18 protein-coding genes are annotated in these 18,659 nt (G+C 60.8%); 16 read left to right on the forward strand and 2 right to left on the reverse strand.

Annotation, left to right across the window (positions count from 1 at the left end):
- Positions 1 to 192: 192 nt before the first annotated feature.
- The 8 genes from ssuE to M8Q45_RS26325 all read left to right on the forward strand — a co-directional run bounded on the left by ssuE (position 193) and on the right by M8Q45_RS26325 (position 6,669).
- Entirely contained in the window at positions 193 to 786 is a 594-nt protein-coding gene (gene ssuE, locus M8Q45_RS26290; RefSeq protein ID WP_030138105.1) for an NADPH-dependent FMN reductase, read from the forward strand.
- Positions 787 to 876: 90 nt separating this feature from the next.
- Positions 877 to 1,842, forward strand: coding sequence for a sulfonate ABC transporter substrate-binding protein (locus tag M8Q45_RS26295; protein WP_249876984.1), 966 nt, complete (start codon positions 877 to 879; stop codon positions 1,840 to 1,842).
- 24 nt (positions 1,843 to 1,866) lie between these two features.
- Entirely contained in the window at positions 1,867 to 3,015 is a 1,149-nt protein-coding gene (ssuD, locus tag M8Q45_RS26300; protein ID WP_249876985.1) for an FMNH2-dependent alkanesulfonate monooxygenase, read from the forward strand.
- Between the two features lie 7 nt (positions 3,016 to 3,022).
- Positions 3,023 to 3,805 carry an aliphatic sulfonate ABC transporter permease SsuC gene (gene ssuC / locus M8Q45_RS26305; RefSeq protein WP_249876986.1) on the forward strand — a complete coding sequence of 261 codons (783 nt, stop codon included), beginning with the start codon at positions 3,023 to 3,025 and terminating at the stop codon, positions 3,803 to 3,805.
- Positions 3,802 to 4,608, forward strand: a complete 807-nt coding sequence (gene ssuB, locus M8Q45_RS26310; protein WP_030138101.1) for an aliphatic sulfonates ABC transporter ATP-binding protein — start codon at positions 3,802 to 3,804, stop codon at positions 4,606 to 4,608. Before ssuC ends, ssuB begins: the two co-directional genes overlap by 4 nt.
- 106 nt (positions 4,609 to 4,714) lie before the next feature.
- Complete coding sequence (locus tag M8Q45_RS26315) at positions 4,715 to 4,930, forward strand: TOBE domain-containing protein (protein ID WP_003177394.1); 216 nt, start codon at positions 4,715 to 4,717, stop codon at positions 4,928 to 4,930.
- A gap of 207 nt (positions 4,931 to 5,137) precedes the next feature.
- Positions 5,138 to 5,455 carry a helix-turn-helix domain-containing protein gene (locus tag M8Q45_RS26320; protein WP_249876987.1) on the forward strand — a complete coding sequence of 106 codons (318 nt, stop codon included), beginning with the start codon at positions 5,138 to 5,140 and terminating at the stop codon, positions 5,453 to 5,455.
- The gene (locus tag M8Q45_RS26325; protein ID WP_249876988.1) at positions 5,455 to 6,669 is read left to right on the forward strand and encodes a type II toxin-antitoxin system HipA family toxin; all 1,215 of its coding nucleotides are present in this window, start codon (positions 5,455 to 5,457) and stop codon (positions 6,667 to 6,669) included. Before M8Q45_RS26320 ends, M8Q45_RS26325 begins: the two co-directional genes overlap by 1 nt.
- Before the next feature lie 8 nt (positions 6,670 to 6,677).
- Here M8Q45_RS26325 and M8Q45_RS26330 read toward each other — a convergent pair whose 3' ends face one another.
- The gene (locus M8Q45_RS26330; protein WP_249876989.1) at positions 6,678 to 7,313 is read right to left on the reverse strand and encodes a TetR/AcrR family transcriptional regulator; all 636 of its coding nucleotides are present in this window, start codon (positions 7,311 to 7,313) and stop codon (positions 6,678 to 6,680) included.
- A 314-nt stretch (positions 7,314 to 7,627) separates the two neighbouring features.
- Positions 7,628 to 9,004 (reverse strand): glutamine synthetase family protein, encoded by a 1,377-nt coding sequence (locus M8Q45_RS26335; protein ID WP_024780479.1) that lies wholly within the window; start codon positions 9,002 to 9,004, stop codon positions 7,628 to 7,630.
- Positions 9,005 to 9,282: 278 nt separating this feature from the next.
- Here M8Q45_RS26335 and M8Q45_RS26340 point away from each other — a divergent pair, with 278 nt between their 5' ends.
- The 8 genes from M8Q45_RS26340 to M8Q45_RS26375 all read left to right on the forward strand — a co-directional run bounded on the left by M8Q45_RS26340 (position 9,283) and on the right by M8Q45_RS26375 (position 18,444).
- Positions 9,283 to 10,059 carry a gamma-glutamyl-gamma-aminobutyrate hydrolase family protein gene (locus tag M8Q45_RS26340; RefSeq protein ID WP_249876990.1) on the forward strand — a complete coding sequence of 259 codons (777 nt, stop codon included), beginning with the start codon at positions 9,283 to 9,285 and terminating at the stop codon, positions 10,057 to 10,059.
- A gap of 40 nt (positions 10,060 to 10,099) precedes the next feature.
- Positions 10,100 to 11,458 carry a glutamine synthetase family protein gene (locus M8Q45_RS26345; RefSeq protein WP_030138097.1) on the forward strand — a complete coding sequence of 453 codons (1,359 nt, stop codon included), beginning with the start codon at positions 10,100 to 10,102 and terminating at the stop codon, positions 11,456 to 11,458.
- A 56-nt stretch (positions 11,459 to 11,514) separates the two neighbouring features.
- The gene (locus M8Q45_RS26350) at positions 11,515 to 12,879 is read left to right on the forward strand and encodes an aspartate aminotransferase family protein (RefSeq protein WP_198797493.1); all 1,365 of its coding nucleotides are present in this window, start codon (positions 11,515 to 11,517) and stop codon (positions 12,877 to 12,879) included.
- A gap of 154 nt (positions 12,880 to 13,033) precedes the next feature.
- Positions 13,034 to 14,146 carry a polyamine ABC transporter substrate-binding protein gene (locus M8Q45_RS26355; RefSeq protein WP_249876991.1) on the forward strand — a complete coding sequence of 371 codons (1,113 nt, stop codon included), beginning with the start codon at positions 13,034 to 13,036 and terminating at the stop codon, positions 14,144 to 14,146.
- Positions 14,147 to 14,331: 185 nt separating this feature from the next.
- Positions 14,332 to 15,429 carry a polyamine ABC transporter substrate-binding protein gene (locus M8Q45_RS26360; RefSeq protein WP_249876992.1) on the forward strand — a complete coding sequence of 366 codons (1,098 nt, stop codon included), beginning with the start codon at positions 14,332 to 14,334 and terminating at the stop codon, positions 15,427 to 15,429.
- A gap of 71 nt (positions 15,430 to 15,500) precedes the next feature.
- Entirely contained in the window at positions 15,501 to 16,643 is a 1,143-nt protein-coding gene (locus M8Q45_RS26365; RefSeq protein ID WP_030138093.1) for an ABC transporter ATP-binding protein, read from the forward strand.
- Positions 16,640 to 17,560: an ABC transporter permease subunit gene (locus M8Q45_RS26370; protein WP_030138092.1), complete on the forward strand. Its 921-nt coding sequence runs from the start codon at positions 16,640 to 16,642 to the stop codon at positions 17,558 to 17,560. The genes M8Q45_RS26365 and M8Q45_RS26370 overlap by 4 nt, the downstream gene beginning before the upstream one ends.
- Entirely contained in the window at positions 17,557 to 18,444 is an 888-nt protein-coding gene (locus M8Q45_RS26375) for an ABC transporter permease subunit (RefSeq protein WP_198797491.1), read from the forward strand. The genes M8Q45_RS26370 and M8Q45_RS26375 overlap by 4 nt, the downstream gene beginning before the upstream one ends.
- Positions 18,445 to 18,659 lie beyond the last annotated feature (215 nt).

Here is an 18,659-nt window from a genome sequence, read left to right on the forward strand (position 1 = left end):
TTTCTGTGTACCAAAGGGTTTGGCCGTTTCGACGGCCTTTTATTGCGCAGGGGAAAGCAGGATGCATATCTCTGTATCGAATAACTAAATGAATAAATATGATTTAAAGATATATAACCGCGCTGTTATGGTTGGCTCCATACCGCGAGATCGCCCACTGCGAATCGCAAGAGACTTTAAGGAATGGTTGGCATGTTGGTTGTCTCGCTCGGCGGCAGTCCCAGCCAGCGCTCCCGTTCTGGAGTGCTGTTGGAGCGCTCGCAACGTTGGTTGCAGCAACACGGTGTGGAAGTGGTGAGTTATCAGGTGCGTGATTTCCCCGCCGAGGATCTGCTCCATGCCCGCTTCGACAGTCCCAAGGTGGTGGACTTGCTCGCGCAGATCGAAAACGCGGACGGGCTGCTGATCGCCACGCCGGTCTACAAGGCGTCTTTTTCCGGTGCGTTGAAGACCGTGCTTGATCTGCTGCCGGAGCGGGCCCTGGCCCACAAGGTGGTGTTGCCCATGGCGACAGGCGGCAGCATCGCCCACATGTTGGCGGTGGACTACGCCCTGAAGCCGGTGCTGTCGGCGCTCAAGGCCCAGGAAATGCTCCATGGGATTTTCGCCGAAGACAGCCAGATCGCTTACGGCGAAGGCAGCGCCCAAGCGCAATTGACGCCGGCCTTGCAGCAGCGCCTGGACGAAGCGCTTGAACAGTTTCACAGCGCCATGGCCCGTCGGCCGAGGCCGCTGGACCCCCATGTATTGAACGAACGTTTATTGAGTGCTCGCTGGAGCATTTGACCCCGAACACCACTGATTCAACTCACCTTACTCAGCCGTCAACGGCCAAGCAGGTGCAGCCAAAACCCCACAGCAAAAAGGAGAGGCGCCATGCGCACTGTCATTTTGCGTCGCGGGCTGGTCGCTCTGTTTGCTGCGGCTGTGTCCTTCGGCGCCATCACCCAGGCTCAAGCCGAGACCTTGCGGATCGGTTACCAGAAGTACGGCACCCTGGTGCTGCTCAAGGCCAAGGGTTCGTTGGAAAAACGCCTCGCGGCCCAAGGCGTGGACGTGCAATGGACGGAGTTCCCCGGCGGCCCGCAATTGCTTGAAGGCTTGAACGTCGGCTCCATCGATTTTGGCGTGACCGGCGAAACCCCTCCGGTGTTTGCCCAGGCCGCAGGCGCCGACCTGCTCTATGTCGCCTACGAACCCCCGGCGCCCACCAGCGAGGCGATCCTCGTGCCGAAAGGCTCGGCCATCCAGTCGGTGCAGGACCTCAAGGGCAAGAAAGTCGCGCTGAACAAAGGCTCCAACGTCCACTATCTGCTGGTGCGGGCGCTGGAAGACGCCGGCCTCAAATATTCAGACATCCAGACGGTTTTCCTGCCACCGGCCGATGCCCGTGCGGCGTTCGAACGGGGCAGCGTGGATGCCTGGGTCATCTGGGATCCGTACCAGGCCGCGGCTGAACAGCAATTGCAGGCACGCACCCTGCGTGACGGCAAAGGCATCGTCGATAACCATCAGTTCTACCTCGCGACCCAACCCTATGCGCAGAAAAATCCCCAGGTGATCACGGCCCTGGTGGAGGAAGTGCGGGCGGTGGGGGAGTGGTCCAAGGCCAATCCTGAAGACGTGACCCAGCAGGTCTCGCCGCTGCTCGGGCTGCCGGCGGATATCACCCTGACGTCGGTGAAGCGCCAAGGCTACGGCGCGTTGTTCCTCACGCCGGAGGTCGTCGCGGCCCAGCAGAAAATCGCCGACAGCTTCTACCAACTCAAGTTGATTCCAAAGCCCTTGAGCATCAAGGACGTGATCTGGACGCCGCCGGCGGCCGTTGCGAACGCGCAGTAATTCGATCCCTTAGGAGACCACTCCATGAGCCTCAACATTTTCTGGTTCCTGCCTACCCACGGCGACGGCCATTACCTTGGCACCGCCGAAGGCGCCCGCGCCGTCGATCATGGTTACCTGCAGCAAATCGCCCAAGCGGCGGATCGGCTGGGTTTCGGCGGCGTATTGATTCCCACCGGGCGCTCCTGCGAAGACTCGTGGCTGGTGGCCGCTTCGCTGATACCGGTGACCCAACGCCTGAAATTCCTGGTTGCCCTGCGCCCCGGGATCATTTCCCCGACGGTGGCGGCGCGTCAGGCGGCGACGCTGGATCGGTTGTCCGGCGGGCGCGCGCTGTTCAACCTGGTGACCGGCGGCGACCCGGACGAACTGGCCGGCGATGGACTGTTCCTCGATCACGAACAGCGCTACCAGGCCTCGGTGGAGTTCACCCGCATCTGGCGACGGGTGCTGGAGGGTGAAACCGTGGATTACGACGGCGAGCACATCAGTGTGAAGGGCGCCAAGCTGCTCTATCCACCGATCCAGCAACCGCGCCCGCCGCTGTATTTTGGTGGCTCGTCGGAAGCGGCACAGGACCTGGCCGCCGAGCAGGTGGAAATGGTGCTGACCTGGGGCGAGCCGCCCGCAGCCGTCGCGCAGAAAATCGAGCAGGTCCGAATCAAGGCTGCGAAGCTTGGGCGAACCGTGCGCTTCGGCATTCGCCTGCATGTGATCGTGCGGGAAACCAACGCCGAAGCCTGGCAAGCGGCCGACCGCTTGATCTCCCACCTGGACGACGAAACCATCGCCCGCGCCCAGGCGTCCCTGGCACGTTTCGATTCGGTGGGCCAGCAACGCATGGCCGCGTTGCACGGCGGTCGCCGCGACAAGTTGGAAGTCAGCCCCAACCTGTGGGCCGGGGTCGGCCTGGTGCGTGGCGGTGCCGGTACGGCGCTGGTGGGCGATGGCCCGACCGTGGCCGCGCGGGTCAAGGAGTACGCCGACCTGGGCATCGACACGTTCATCTTCTCGGGTTATCCACACCTGGAAGAGTCCTATCGGGTGGCGGAGCTGTTGTTCCCGCACCTGGATGTGGAACGCCCGGAACTGCCGAAAAGCCAGGGTTACGTGAGTCCGTTCGGTGAGATGGTCGCCAACGACATCCTGCCCAAAGCCGCGTCCCAGAGCTGAGGCGGCCATGAAAAAAGTTATCCACAACCTGGCGCCGTGGGCGGTGCCGCTGCTGTTGCTGGCGGTGTGGCAATTGTCGGTATCGGCCGGCTGGCTGTCCACGCGGATCCTGCCGGCACCGGTCGCGGTGATCGAGGCTGGCGTGAGCCTGGTGCGCAGCGGTGAAATCTGGACGCATCTGGCAATCAGCGGTTGGCGCGCGGCGGTGGGCTTCCTCATTGGTGGTGGTATCGGGCTGGTGCTGGGCTTTATCACGGGCTTGTCGAAGTGGGGCGAGCGGTTGTTGGACAGCTCGGTGCAGATGGTGCGGAACGTGCCGCACCTGGCGCTGATTCCGTTGGTGATCCTGTGGTTCGGCATCGACGAGTCGGCAAAGATTTTCCTGGTGGCGCTGGGCACGCTGTTCCCCATCTACCTCAATACCTATCACGGCATTCGCAACGTCGACCCGGCGCTGGTGGAAATGTCTCGCAGCTACGGCTTGTCCGGTTTCAGCCTGTTTCGCCAGGTGATCCTGCCGGGTGCCTTGCCTTCGATCCTGGTGGGCGTGCGCTTTGCCCTGGGTTTCATGTGGCTGACGCTGATCGTGGCGGAAACCATCTCGGCCAGTTCCGGCATCGGTTATCTGGCGATGAATGCCCGGGAGTTCCTGCAAACCGACGTGGTGGTGCTGGCGATTCTTCTGTACGCCGTGCTCGGCAAATTGGCCGACCTCGCCGCCCGCGGCCTCGAACGGGTCTGGCTGCGCTGGCATCCGGCCTACCAAGTAAATAAGGGAGGTGCCGCATGACCGCCCAACAACCTCCACGCCTGCTGCGGGGCATTCCGCTGGCGGTGCGCAACCTGCAAAAAACGTTTGGCTCACGGCAGGTATTACGTGACATCGACCTGCATATCCCGGCTGGGCAGTTCGTCGCGGTAGTGGGACGCAGTGGCTGCGGTAAAAGCACCTTGCTGCGCTTGTTGGCCGGCCTCGACCAACCCACGGACGGCCAACTGCTGGCGGGTTCGGCACCGTTGAGTGCGGCGCAACAGGACACGCGGTTGATGTTCCAGGACGCGCGTTTATTGCCTTGGAAGAAGATCATCGACAACGTCGGCCTTGGTCTCAAGGGCAACTGGCGGCCGCAAGCCTTGCAGGCGCTCGATGCGGTGGGCCTGGCGGATCGCGCCCATGAATGGCCGGCGGCGTTGTCCGGCGGCCAGAAGCAGCGGGTGGCCCTGGCTCGGGCGCTGATCCACCAGCCACGCCTGCTGCTGCTCGACGAACCCTTGGGAGCGCTGGACGCCCTGACCCGGATCGAGATGCAGCAACTGATCGAGCGCCTGTGGCAGCAGCACGGCTTCACCGTGCTGCTGGTGACCCACGACGTCAGCGAAGCGGTGGCGATTGCCGACCGGGTGATCCTGATCGAAGACGGCCAGGTCGGCCTTGACCTCGCCATCGACCTGCCACGTCCCCGTGCTCGTGGCTCGCATCGCCTGGCGAGCCTGGAAACCGAAGTCCTCAACCGCGTGCTGTCCTTGCCCGGCCAACCGCCGGAACCCGAACCCGTTTCACCCTTGCCCACGCAGTTGCGTTGGGCGCAATGAAGCAGCTTCAAGCGGCAAGCTACCAGCCGCAAGAAGAAGCGCGGTGCTTTTACTTGCAGCTTGTAGCTCGAAGCTTGCAGCTCATTTCGACCCCAGGAGAAATCGTATGACTATCAAAGCCATCAACGTACGCAACCAGTTCAAAGGCACCATCAAGGAAATCGTCGAAGGCGACGTGCTGTCGGAAATCGACGTGCAGACGGCTTCTGGCATCGTCACCTCGGTCATTACCACCCGCTCGGTCAAGGAGCTGGAACTGGCGATCGGCAGCGAAGTGATTGCCTTCGTCAAATCAACGGAGGTGTCTATCGCCAAGTTGTGAGCGGTGTTTCACCCGCAGCCCCGGATGGCGTGAGCCCTTCGGGGCTTTTTTTGTGCTTTTAGGAGGCTTTAAAGGGATTTTAAATGCGCTTTATTTGTTATAAAGCGCTTTATAAGGATTGTTAATTGCGAATCTATCGGGCGCTTGGCGTATTAAGGGGTGCTATAGTGCCTCTTATTGGTTTTTAACGGCCTCAGGGCGCCTCTTATGAATAATTTTTTTCCTATCGATTGCGCCGATAACCTTCAGGCGATTGGCTCGTTGGTCAAAAGCAGGCGCTTGGGAAATCGGCAGCGACAAAAAGATCTCGCCGCATCATTGGCTATTTCCGAGCGAACGGTGCGCAAGATCGAAGCGGGCGATCCTTCCGTGGAGCTGCGGTCCTTCATGCTGGTTTTATGGCAGTTAGGATTGACCCAGGAAGTCTTCCAGAGCCGTCAACACATCGAGGCGTTGTCGGTTACTTCGGCTCAGGCATCACGCAACGCTCGCGTGCGACTGGCCAGCGCCAAGGGGGACTTCTGATGGCCCGCGCCTATATTTATGTGGAAGATCCCGAGACGGGCGAGGTCTTCACATTAGGGCGATTGAGCATCGAGGGCGAACGGGGTGAATTTGTCTACGATCCCGAGTACGTGGCGGGTCATAAATGGGTACCTGATCCCATTCGCTACCCGCTGCGCCCGCAACCCTTTACGGGCATTACCACCCATCGAGGTGTACCAGGTTTTATCAACGATGCGATGCCCGATGGGTGGGGTGAGCGGGTCTTGCGCGACCTTCACCGAAAGGACCTGGGGCCCGTCGATTATCTACTCAGATCGCCGAACAATGATCGCGCGGGTAACTTGATGGCCGGAGCGACTCGGCATCCATCCCCGGGCATCGGCCAGGAAGCGTTGCCAACCCTGAAAGGTCTGGCGGCTTTTATCGACGCTACCGAAGCCATCTTCGATAACCAACTGGATGAGGAGGCCATCAGGACTCTGCAACTGCGCAAGCAACGTTCCTCTCTGGGCGGTGCCAGGCCCAAGCGCACATTGCGGGATGGGGGCGTGTTGGTTCTTGCCAAGCCTCGTGACCGTTATGACACCTGCGATATTCCTGCGTTGGAACATGCCTGCATGACGTTCGCCGCGCTCAAAGGGTTTCGCGTTGCGCAGACAGCGCTTTATGCCGGTACCCCGTCAACGCTGCTGATAAAACGATTCGACCGGTTTTCGCTGGCCGAGGCGGGTCGCCGGATACCGATGCTGAGCGCGTTGACGTTGCTGGATGCCGATTGGCGCTCCAATGATCGAAGCGCCTGGGTCTATGCCGGGCTCGCCAACGAAATGAAGCGCCGTGGGGTTCCGGACGAGGATCTGCACGAGCTGTTCAAGCGCATGTGCTTCAACGCTTTGGTGGGCAATGACGATGACCATCCGAAAAACCACGCCGTCCTCTGGCTCAAGAGCTGCTGGCGACTGGCACCGATGTATGACGTGGTGCCCGGGCTGGACGGGTCATCGCCGCCTTATCTCTCGATGGCGGTCGGTCGCCACGGGCGAATCATCACGCGAGAAAACCTCCTCAGTCACAGTGTGCATTTCGCCCTGACGCCTGCGCAGGCGGCCCTAGTCCTCGACGAGGTGATCAGTTGGGAAGCTGAGCTCAAGGAGCATTACGCACGCCTGTTGGACAGCGTCGAGTTGGAGTTGGCCGTTGCCGCTATCGGTGCCCACCGCATGAAAAGCTGAGCGGCGCGTCAGGCGGCTTCGCGCTTGGGCAAATACGGTGGCAGATACAACCCCAGGTATGCATCGAACACCCGCATGCCTTCCTCGGCCATGCGCGGGGTGATCTCGCCGTGTTGTTGGACCGAGCGGGCGTAGACACGGTCGCCCAGTTCCATGGCCAGGGCGAACACGTCGACGTCAGTGGGCAGCGCCGGCAGCTGGAAATGACGGGCGAAGACCGTGTGCATCAGCTCGCCCAATTCCAGGTCGTGCTGGCGGTCGGCCTGGGTGACTTCGGTCAGGCCGTGCTGGGCCAGGATCAATTGCCGGGCGGCGGCGTCCTCGCTGTAGATCACCAGCATGCGTTGCTCCACGAGTCGCGACAGGTCGTGCCAGTGGCTCAGCGCGCCATGGTCGATCGGTGCTTGCAGGCAGGCGCGAAAGGCCGCGTGGACATCGGCGGTCAAGGCTTCGAGCAGGGCCGGGACGCTGGCAAAAAAATGATAGACGGAGGAGGGCGGGATCCCGGCGCGTTCGGCGACGCTGTAGATCGACAGGCTGGCCACGCCTTCGGCGGCAAGCAACGTACGGGCGGCATCGAGGATCGAGTCGATCCGGGCCTGGCTGCGTGCGCGGGGTTTGCGAGGGGGGGCGATGCGCGTCATGGACGTCTCCTGCGGGACTGGCGGGCATTGTACGCAGAGCGGGCGGATGGTCCATACCTCAGGGGTGAGAGGAGAGGATTTCCTGTGGCGAGGGGATTTATCCCCGCTGGGGTCTGTAGGAGCTGGCGAAGCCTCGGGCCGCGTTCGGACGATCTTTTTCCAGACTCAATGGCGGCGAAAAGATCGCGGCCTCGCTTCGCTCGTCAGCTCCTACAGATCCTGCGGGAGCAAGCGCCCTCGCCACGGGGGATAAGGGCATAAAAAAAACGCCGCAGGCCCTGAGGCTTGCGGCGTTTTTGCTCTACAGCAACCGCTTACACGGTATGCAGGTACCAGTTGTACTCAAGGTCGGAGATGGAATGTTCGAACTCTTCCAGTTCACTTTCCTTGCAGGCCACGAAGATATCGATGTATTTCGGATCGATGTACTTGGCCATGACTTCGCTGTCGTCCAGCTCGCGCAGGGCATCGCGCAGGTTGTTCGGCAGGCTTTGCTCGTTCTGCTCGTAGCTGTTGCCTTCGACCGGCGCGCCGGGCTCGATCTTGTTGACCAGGCCGTGGTGCACGCCCGCCAGTACGGCTGCCATCAGCAGGTACGGGTTGGCGTCGGCGCCGGCAACGCGGTGCTCCAGGCGCACCGCATCGGCCGAGCCGGTCGGCACGCGCAAGGCGACGGTGCGGTTGTCCAGGCCCCAGGTCGGCGAGTTCGGCACATAGAACTGTGCGCCGAAACGACGGTAGGAGTTGACGTTCGGGCAGAGAAAAGCCATCTGCGCGGGCAGGGTCTCGAGCACACCGCCGATCGCGTGACGCAGTGCGGCGTTCTGCTCGGGATCCTCGCTGGCAAAGATATTCTTGCCGTCTTTGTCCAGGATCGAAATGTGGACGTGCAAACCATTGCCTGCCTGGCCCGGGTACGGCTTGGCCATGAATGTGGTGTCCATTTCATGGTCGTAGGCGATGTTCTTGATCAACCGCTTGAGCAGGACCGCGTAGTCGCAAGCCTTGATCGGGTCGGCGACGTGGTGCAGGTTCACTTCGAACTGCGCCGGGGCACTTTCCTTGACGATGGCGTCGGCGGGAATGCCTTGCTCCTTGGCACCTTCCAGGATGTCCTGGAGGCAATCGACGTATTCGTCGAGGTCATCGATCAGGTAGACCTGTGTCGAATGCGGGCGTTTGCCGGAGATGGGCGAGCGGGGCGGTTGCGGGCGGCCATTCACGTTCTCCTGGTCGATCAGGTAGAACTCCAGCTCGAAAGCCGCGCAGATGGTCAGGCCCAGTTCATCGAACTTGGTCACGACCTGGCGCAGGACTTCACGCGGGTCGGCAAAGAAGGGTTCGCCTTCCAGTTCATGCATGGTCATCAGCAGTTGCGCGGTCGGGCGCTTCTGCCAGGGTTCGTTGCTCAGAGTGCCGGGGATGGGATAGCAGATGCGGTCGGCATCGCCGATGTCCAGGCCCAGGCCAGTGCTTTCCACTGTCGAGCCATTGATATCCAGGGCAAATAGAGAGGCCGGCAGGTTGATGCCTTTCTCGTAAACCTTGTGGAGGCTGGTGCGTTCGATGCGCTTGCCGCGCACCACACCATTCATATCCGCAATCAGAAGGTCAACGTACAGAACCTCAGGATGTTCCTTAAGGAACGCGTTCGCTTCGTTAAGCTGAACGGCACGCGGGGGTACCGACATGATGCAACACCTTTGTTGTTAAAAATATCAATCATTGATCTCTTCGAAAGCCAGTCAACCCGAACGGCATGCCGAAGTCAAGCAGGGCCTTTTTTGCCCTAAAAAAGCACCTGTGGGGCTTTTTTGAGGCAATTTGGGGCGTTTTTTTCCCTTTGAGGGGCTTGGCGCCCGCAGGCTTGAGCGGGCCGTGTTGTATTTTTTACGGGGGTGTTGTGTAAAAAAATGAACAAGGCTAAGCTCGATTCAAACCCATAACAGCAATAATACCGGGGTGCTTCATGTCTCGCCTGCCGTTAATCGGCGTCACCACCTGCTCCAGGCAGATCGGTTTGCATGCGTATCACACCACTGGCGACAAATATGCCCGGGCTGTCGCAACAGCCGCCAAGGGCTTGCCAGTGCTGATCCCCTCACTGGCGGATCTGTTCGCACCGTCCGATATTCTGGACGCCCTGGACGGTATTCTCTTTACCGGCTCTCCTTCCAATGTAGAACCTTTTCACTACCAAGGCCCGGCCAGCGCGCCAGGCACTGCTCATGATCCTGCACGTGACGCCATCACCCTTGCGCTGATCCGCGCCGCTGTCGACGCAGGCGTCCCGGTGCTGGGCATCTGCCGGGGCTTCCAGGAAATGAACGTAGCCTTTGGCGGCAGCCTGCATCAGAAAGTTCATGAAGTCGGAACCTTTATCGATCATCGTGAAGACGACACCCAACCGGTCGAGATCCAATACGGCCCCGCCCACGTCGTGCATATCCAGCCTGGGGGCGTCCTCGCGGGCCTGGGCCTGCCGCCGGAGATCGACGTCAATTCGATTCACAGCCAGGGCATCGAGCGCCTGGCACCGGGACTGCGGGCCGAAGCGCTGGCACCGGATGGCCTGATCGAGGCCGTCTCGGTTGTACAAGGCAAGGCTTTTGCTTTAGGTGTGCAATGGCACCCGGAATGGGCGGTAGGCTCTAATCCGTACTATCTTGCGATTTTCCAGGCATTTGGCGATGCCTGCCGAGCAAGGGCAACACAACGCGACGCCGATGCGTCAAACAACGCCTGACTTCTAATAGCAGCCAGGAAACTCACGCCTAGAGGCATTTATGAGTAACAACCTCGACCAGCTCACCGATTGGTTGAAAGACCACAAGATCACAGAAGTCGAATGCATGATTGGCGACCTGACCGGCATCACCCGGGGCAAGATCTCGCCGACCAACAAGTTCATTGCCGAAAAAGGCATGCGCCTGCCCGAGAGCGTCCTGCTCCAGACCGTAACGGGCGACTATGTCGAAGACGACATCTATTACGAACTGCTCGACCCGGCCGACATCGACATGATGTGCCGCCCGGACGAAAACGCAGTCTTCCTGGTGCCCTGGGCCATCGAGCCCACCGCCCAGGTGATCCATGATTCCTACGACAAGCAAGGCAACCCCATCGAACTGTCGCCGCGCAACGTATTGAAGAAGGTGCTCAAGCTCTACGCCGACAAGGGCTGGCAGCCGATTGTCGCGCCGGAAATGGAGTTCTACCTGACCAAGCGCAGCGACGACCCGGACTTTCCGCTGCAACCGCCGATCGGCCGCTCCGGCCGCCCGGAAACCGGTCGCCAATCGTTTTCGATCGAAGCGGCCAACGAATTCGACCCGCTGTTCGAAGACGTCTACGACTGGTGCGAATTGCAGGAACTGGACCTCGACACGCTGATTCACGAGGACGGCACCGCGCAGATGGAAATCAACTTCCGTCACGGCGATGCGCTGTCCCTGGCCGACCAGATCCTGGTGTTCAAGCGCACCATGCGCGAGGCGGCGCTCAAGCACGACGTGGCCGCCACGTTCATGGCCAAGCCCATGACCGGCGAGCCGGGCAGTGCGATGCACCTGCACCAGAGCATCATCGACAAGGAAACCGGCAAGAACGTCTTCTCCAACGAAGACGGGACCATGAGCGATCTGTTCCTGCACCACATCGGTGGCCTGCAGAAATTCATCCCCGAGCTGCTGCCGCTGTTCGCACCCAACGTCAATTCGTTCCGCCGCTTCCTGCCCGACACCTCGGCGCCGGTGAACGTGGAATGGGGCGAAGAGAACCGTACCGTGGGCCTGCGAGTGCCGGATGCCGGGCCGCAGAATCGTCGTGTGGAAAACCGCTTGCCAGGCGCCGACGCCAACCCGTACCTGGCGATTGCCGCCAGCCTGTTGTGCGGCTACATCGGCATGGTCGAAGGCATCAACCCGAGCGCCCCCGTGGTGGGTCGAGGGTACGAGCGCCGCAACTTGCGCCTGCCGCTGACCATCGAAGATGCCCTGGAGCGCATGGAAAACAGCACCACCATCGAGAAGTACCTGGGCAAGAAATTCATCACGGGCTACGTCGCGGTCAAGCGGGCCGAGCATGAAAACTTCAAGCGCGTCATCAGCTCGTGGGAGCGGGAATTCCTGCTCTTTGCCGTCTGATGCGCCGGGCGGGGCTGCCATAGGCCCCGCCCCCAATGGAATAAAGGAGAATTCGCATGACCCGCAACAACCCGCAAACCCGTGAATGGCAGGCCCTGAGCAACGACCATCACCTCGCACCCTTCAGCGATTTCAAACAGCTCAAAGAGAAAGGCCCGCGCATCATCACCCACGCCAAGGGCGTGTACCTCTGGGACAGTGAAGGCAACAAGATCCTCGACGGCATGGCCGGCCTCTGGTGCGTGGCCGTCGGCTATGGTCGCGATGAGCTGGCGGATGCCGCCAGCCAGCAGATGCGCGAGCTGCCGTACTACAACCTGTTCTTCCAGACCGCCCACCCGCCCGTGCTGGAATTGTCCAAGGCCATCGCCGACATCGCCCCGGAAGGCATGAACCACGTGTTCTTCACCGGCTCCGGCTCGGAAGGCAACGACACCATGTTGCGCATGGTCCGCCACTACTGGGCGATCAAGGGCCAGCCGAACAAGAAAGTCATCATCAGCCGCAAGAACGGCTATCACGGCTCGACCGTGGCCGGCGCCAGCCTGGGCGGCATGACCTACATGCACGAGCAGGGCGACCTGCCGATCCCGGGCATCGTCCACATCGCCCAGCCGTACTGGTTCGGCGAAGGCGGCGACATGAGCCCTGAAGAGTTCGGCATCTGGGCCGCCAACCAATTGGAAGAAAAGATCCTCGAAATCGGCGTCGACAACGTCGGTGCGTTCATTGCCGAGCCGATCCAGGGCGCGGGTGGGGTGATCGTGCCGCCGGACAGCTACTGGCCGCGCATGAAGGAAATCCTCGCCAAGTACGACATCCTGTTCGTGGCCGATGAAGTGATCTGCGGTTTCGGGCGCACCGGTGAGTGGTTCGGTACCGACTTCTACGGGTTGAAACCGCACATGATGACCATCGCCAAGGGCCTGACCTCCGGCTACATCCCCATGGGTGGCCTGATCGTGCGCGATGACGTGGTCGCGGTGCTCAACGAAGGCGGCGATTTCAACCACGGCTTCACCTACTCCGGTCATCCCGTGGCCGCTGCGGTGGCCCTGGAAAACATCCGCATCCTGCGTGAAGAAAAGATCATCGAGCGCGTCCACGGCGAAACGGCACCCTATTTGCAACAACGCCTGCGGGAACTGAACGATCATCCGCTGGTGGGTGAAGTGCGCGGTGTCGGTTTGTTGGGGGCGATCGAACTGGTCCAGGACAAGGCCACGCGCAAACGCTACGAAGGCAAGGGCGTGGGCATGATCTGCCGGCAGTTCTGCTTCGATAACGGGCTGATCATGCGCGCGGTGGGCGACACCATGATCATTGCGCCGCCGCTGGTGATCAGCAAGGCCGAGATCGACGAACTGGTGGCCAAGGCGCGGCAATGCCTGGACCTGACGCTCAGTGCGTTGCAGGGCTAAGTGCTAGGCTCTGAGCGAGGTGCCGGAACGGCCCTCGCCCAGCATGAACAAAAGGCTGGGCTTGTGTTGAAAGCCTGCCCTGTAACTTGCCAGACTACCGCTGCTGTTCAAGTTGCGCTGAACGTGGCTAAAAAGAATAACCGGAGCATCATCCATGAAGGCATTAGGTATGAAGATAGCTGGCAAGACCCTCCTCGCCATGTCCCTGGCGGGCCTGATGGCGGGCGCCGTCCAGGCGGACGATAAAGTGCTGCACGTCTATAACTGGTCCGACTACATCGCGCCGGACACGGTCGCCAAGTTCGAGAAAGAGACGGGGATCAAGGTCGTCTACGACGTGTTCGACAGCAACGAGACGCTGGAAGCCAAGTTGCTGGCCGGCAAGTCCGGCTATGACGTCGTAGTGCCGTCGAACAACTTCCTCGCCAAGCAGATCAAGGCCGGCGTCTACCAGGAACTGGACAAGTCCAAGCTGCCTAACTGGAAGAACCTGGACACCGACCTGCTCAAGGCCGTCGGCGATGCCAGCGACCAGGGCAACAAGCACGCCTTCCCTTACATGTGGGGCACCATCGGCATTGGCTACAACCCCGAGAAGGTCAAGGCCGCACTGGGCGTCGACAAGATCGATTCCTGGGACACCCTGCTCAAGCCCGAGAACATCGCCAAGCTCAAGGGCTGCGGCGTGAGCTTCCTCGATTCGCCAACGGAAATGATCCCGGTGGCCCTGCATTACCTCGGTTACCCGACCGACAGCCAGGACAAGAAACAACTGGCCGAAGCCGAAGCACTGTTCCTCAAGCTGCGCCCATCGATCGGTTACTTCCACTCTTCCAAATACATCTCGGACCTGGCCAACGGCAACATCTGCGTGGCCGTGGGCTACTCGGGTGATATCGAGCAATCGAAGAGCCGCGCTGCCGAAGCTGGCGGCAAGGTGAAAGTGGCCTACACCATTCCGAAGGAAGGTGCCGGTTCGTTCTATGACATGGTCGCCATTCCCAAGGATGCCGAAAACGTCGAGGCCGCCTACAAGTGGATGAACTTCATCATGCAGCCGGAAATCATGGCGGAGATCACCGACAACGTGCGCTTCCCTAACGGCAACAAGGCTGCCACCCCGCTGGTGGACAAGGAAATCTCCGGTGACCCGAGCATTTACCCATCGGACGAAGTGAAGGCCAAGCTGTACGCCATCAGCGACCTGCCGCCTGCGACCCAGCGGCTGCTGACCCGCAGCTGGACCAAGATCAAATCCGGTAAATAAGCCGGCTTGAAGCCGTCTCCCGTTGTCACGGTCATCGCGACGGCGACAACGGGAGCGATTAAATAATTAAAAGTTTTGCTGGATCGGTTTATCGAGGGTAAGTTGCGCGCCGGTTTTGTTGCAGGGCACTTCATTGGCCCGGTGACGGGGGCAACTTGGGCCCAACTATTTAAGAGGACCTCCACGTGCCTGTCTTTTCTTTGTTGCGCAACGCCTTGCTGGTCGGTGCCGGCCTGACACTCGCTGTCAGTGTCCAGGCGGCCTCCACCGTGCATATTTATAACTGGTCGGACTACATCGGCGAATCCACGCTGGCGGACTTCGAGAAAGCCTCCGGGATCAAGCCGGTCTATGACGTATTCGATTCCAACGAAACCCTGGAAGGCAAGTTGCTGGCCGGTCGTACCGGTTACGACGTGGTCGTGCCGTCCAACCATTTCCTGGGCAAGCAGATCAAGGCCGGGGCGTTCCAGAAGCTCGACAAGTCCCAGCTGACCCACTACGCCAACCTCGATCCGCTGCTGCTCAAGCGCCTGGAAAAGAACGACCCGGGCAACCAGTACGCCGTGCCTTACCTGTGGGGCACCAACGGCATCGGCTACAACGTCGAGAAAATCAAGGCCGTCCTGGGCGTCGACAAGATTGACTCGTGGGCCATGCTGTTCGAGCCGGAAAACATCAAGAAGCTCTCCAGCTGCGGCGTTTCGTTCCTCGATTCGGGCGACGAGATGATCCCGGCGATGCTCAACTACCTGGGCCTGGACCCCAACAGCCAGGACCCGGAAGACTACAAGAAGGCCGAGGCCCAGCTCCTCAAGATCCGGCCTTACGTGACCTACTTCAATTCCTCCAAGTACATCTCCGATCTGGCCAATGGCGAGATCTGTGTGGCCGCCGGGTTCTCCGGCGACATCTTCCAGGCCCGCTCCCGTGCCAGCGAAGCCGGCAAGGGCATCGAAATTGCCTATGTGATTCCCAAGGAAGGCGGCAACCTCTGGTTCGACATGCTGGCGATCCCGCGCGACGCCACCAACGTCAAGGAGGCTCATGCGTTCATCAACTACCTGCTCAAGCCTGAGGTGATCGCCCAGGTCAGCGACGTGGTCGGTTATGCCAACCCGAACCCCAAGGCTGGCGAACTGATGGACCAGAAAGTACGCACTGACGAAGCGGTTTATCCACCGCAAGCGGTCGTCGACAAGCTCTACGTCAACGCCGAGTTGCCGCCCAAGATCCAACGACTCATGACCCGCAGCTGGACCAAGGTCAAGTCGGGTAAATAGCGTTCAACGCTCTAACTTTCAGAAGGTTCGCCCGTCTTGGGCGAGCTGCAAATTTTGTGGGAGTTTCGTAAATGGCAGTTGCCTCCGGCGCCTATAAGAAAGCCCTCGAGGGCGACCAGACACCCAAGCAGGTGCTGGTCAAAATCGACCGGGTCACGAAGAAGTTCGACGAGACGATTGCCGTGGACGACGTGTCCCTGGAAATCAAGAAAGGCGAGATCTTTGCCTTGCTCGGCGGTTCGGGATCGGGCAAGTCCACCTTGCTGCGGATGCTGGCCGGTTTCGAGCGGCCCACCGAGGGACGGATTTTCCTCGATGGGGTGGACATCACCGACATGCCGCCCTATGAGCGGCCGATCAACATGATGTTCCAGTCCTACGCCTTGTTCCCGCACATGACCGTGGCACAGAACATCGCCTTCGGCCTGCAACAGGACAAGATCCCGAAAGCCGAGATCGATGCCCGCGTGGCCGAGATGCTCAAGCTGGTGCAGATGAGCCAGTACGCCAAGCGCAAGCCGCACCAGCTCTCCGGCGGCCAGCGTCAGCGCGTGGCCCTGGCCCGTTCCCTGGCGAAGCGGCCGAAGCTGCTGCTGCTCGATGAGCCGATGGGCGCCCTTGACAAGAAGCTGCGCTCGCAGATGCAACTCGAGCTGGTGGAAATCATCGAGCGGGTCGGCGTGACCTGCGTGATGGTGACCCACGACCAGGAAGAAGCCATGACCATGGCCGAGCGCATCGCGATCATGCACCTGGGCTGGATCGCCCAGATCGGCAGCCCGATCGACATCTACGAGACCCCGACCAGTCGCCTGGTCTGCGAATTCATCGGTAACGTCAACATCTTCGAGACCGAAGTGGTGGACGACGCCGAAGGCCACGCGGTGCTCACCTGCAAGGACCTGGACCGCAGCATCTACGTCGGCCACGGCATCAGCACCTCGGTGCAGGACAAGTCGGTGACCTACGCCATTCGCCCGGAAAAACTGCTGGTCACCTCCGAGCAGCCAACCTGCGAGCACAACTGGTCCAGCGGCAAGGTCCATGACATCGCCTACCTGGGCGGTCATTCGGTGTTCTACGTCGAATTGCCGAGCGGCAAGCTGGTGCAGTCCTTCGTGGCCAACGCCGAACGCCGTGGCCAACGTCCGACCTGGGGCGACCAGGTGTTCGTCTGGTGGGAAGACGACAGCGGCGTGGTGCTTCGCTCATGAACATGCGCAAATTCAAACGCCGACTCGCCCGAATAACGCCCGGTGGCCGCCAGATGGTCATCGGGGTGCCCTTCATCTGGTTGTTCCTGTTCTTCATGCTGCCGTTCTTCATCGTCTTGAAGATCAGCTTCGCCGAAGCCGACGTGGCGATTCCGCCGTACACCGAGATCTACAGCTACGTCGACCAGAAACTGCAGGTGCTGCTCAATCTCGCCAACTACGTGATGTTGAGCGAGGACGAGCTGTACATCGCCGCCTACCTTGGGTCGCTGAAAATGGCCCTGATCAGCACCACCTTGTGCCTGCTGATCGGCTATCCGATGGCCTACGGCATCGCCAACGCCCGCAAGGAGATGCAGACGGTGCTGGTGCTGCTGATCATGATGCCGACCTGGACCGCGATCCTGATCCGCGTCTACGCGTGGATGGGCATTCTCAGCAACAACGGCTTGCTCAACGGTTTCCTGATGAGCATGGGCTGGATCAGCGAGCCGCTGCAGATTCTCAACACCAACCTGGCGGTCTACATCGGTGTGGTCTATTCCTACCTGCCGTTCATGATCCTGCCGTTGTACGCCAACCTGGTCAAACACGACCCAAGCCTGCTGGAAGCCGCGTCCGACCTGGGCTCGAGCACCTTTAACAGCTTCTGGAAAATCACCGTGCCGCTGTCCAAGAACGGCATCGTGGCCGGCTGCATGCTGGTGTTCATCCCGGTGGTGGGCGAGTTCGTGATTCCGGAGCTGCTGGGCGGCCCGGAAACGCTGATGATCGGTAAAGTGCTGTGGCAGGAATTCTTCAACAACCGTGACTGGCCGGTGGCATCCGCCCTGGCGGTAGTGATGCTGGCGATCCTGATCGTGCCCATCATCCTGTTCAACCGCAGTCAGGCCAAGGAAATGGAGGGCAAGGAATGAAGCGCTTCAGTTTTTCAAGCCTGATGCTGGTGCTGGGGCTGTTGTTCATCTACGCACCGATGGTGATCCTGGTGATCTTCTCGTTCAACGCCTCGAAACTGGTGACGGTGTGGGGCGGCTGGTCGGTCAAGTGGTACGTCGGTCTGCTGGACAACACCCAACTGATGGGCTCGGTGGTGCGCTCGCTGGAGATCGCCTGCTACACCGCGATTGCTGCGGTAGCCCTGGGGACGCTGGCGGCCTTCGTGCTGACCCGTATCACCCACTTCAAGGGCCGCACGCTGTTCGGGGGCCTGGTCACCGCGCCATTGGTGATGCCGGAAGTGATCACCGGCCTGTCGTTGCTGCTGCTGTTCGTGGCCATGGCGCAGATGATCGGTTGGCCCCAGGAGCGTGGCATCGTCACGATCTGGATCGCCCACACGACGTTCTGCGCGGCCTATGTGGCGGTGGTGGTGTCGGCACGCTTGCGTGAGTTGGACCTGTCCATCGAAGAGGCGGCCATGGACCTCGGGGCGCGGCCGTGGAAGGTGTTCTTCCTGATCACCATCCCGATGATCGCACCGTCGCTGGCGGCGGGCGGCATGATGTCGTTCGCGCTGTCCCTCGACGACCTGGTATTGGCCAGCTTCGTCTCCGGCCCTGGTTCCACCACGTTGCCGATGGAAGTCTTCTCGGCGGTACGCCTGGGTGTGAAACCGGAAATCAATGCGGTGGCGAGCCTGATCCTGCTGGCGGTGTCCCTGGTGACGTTCCTGGTCTGGTACTTCAGCCGCCGCGCCGAGGAAAACCGCAAGCGGGCGATCCAGCAAGCCATCGAGGAAAGCGCCGCTGATTCCTGGAAACAACCGGAAGTCCGCCGGGCGGAGACCGCTTCGGCCTGAGATCGGCACAGAGCCAGGAGTGTGGGAGCGAGCTTGCTCGCGATAGCGGTGTGGCAGTCGACGCAGGTGTTGACGGTCAGTCCGCGTTCGTCGGATCGCCGCCCGGAGCAGGCTCGCTCCCACAGGTTTTTGTGGTGTCCATAAGTTCGTGGCCTGGTTCGGATCCTCCGCGGGAGCGAGCCTGCTCCGGGCGGTGATCCGACGAAGGCGCTGGT

The organism is Pseudomonas sp. T1.Ur (assembly GCF_023516725.1).
GTDB lineage: Bacteria > Pseudomonadota > Gammaproteobacteria > Pseudomonadales > Pseudomonadaceae > Aquipseudomonas > Aquipseudomonas alvandae.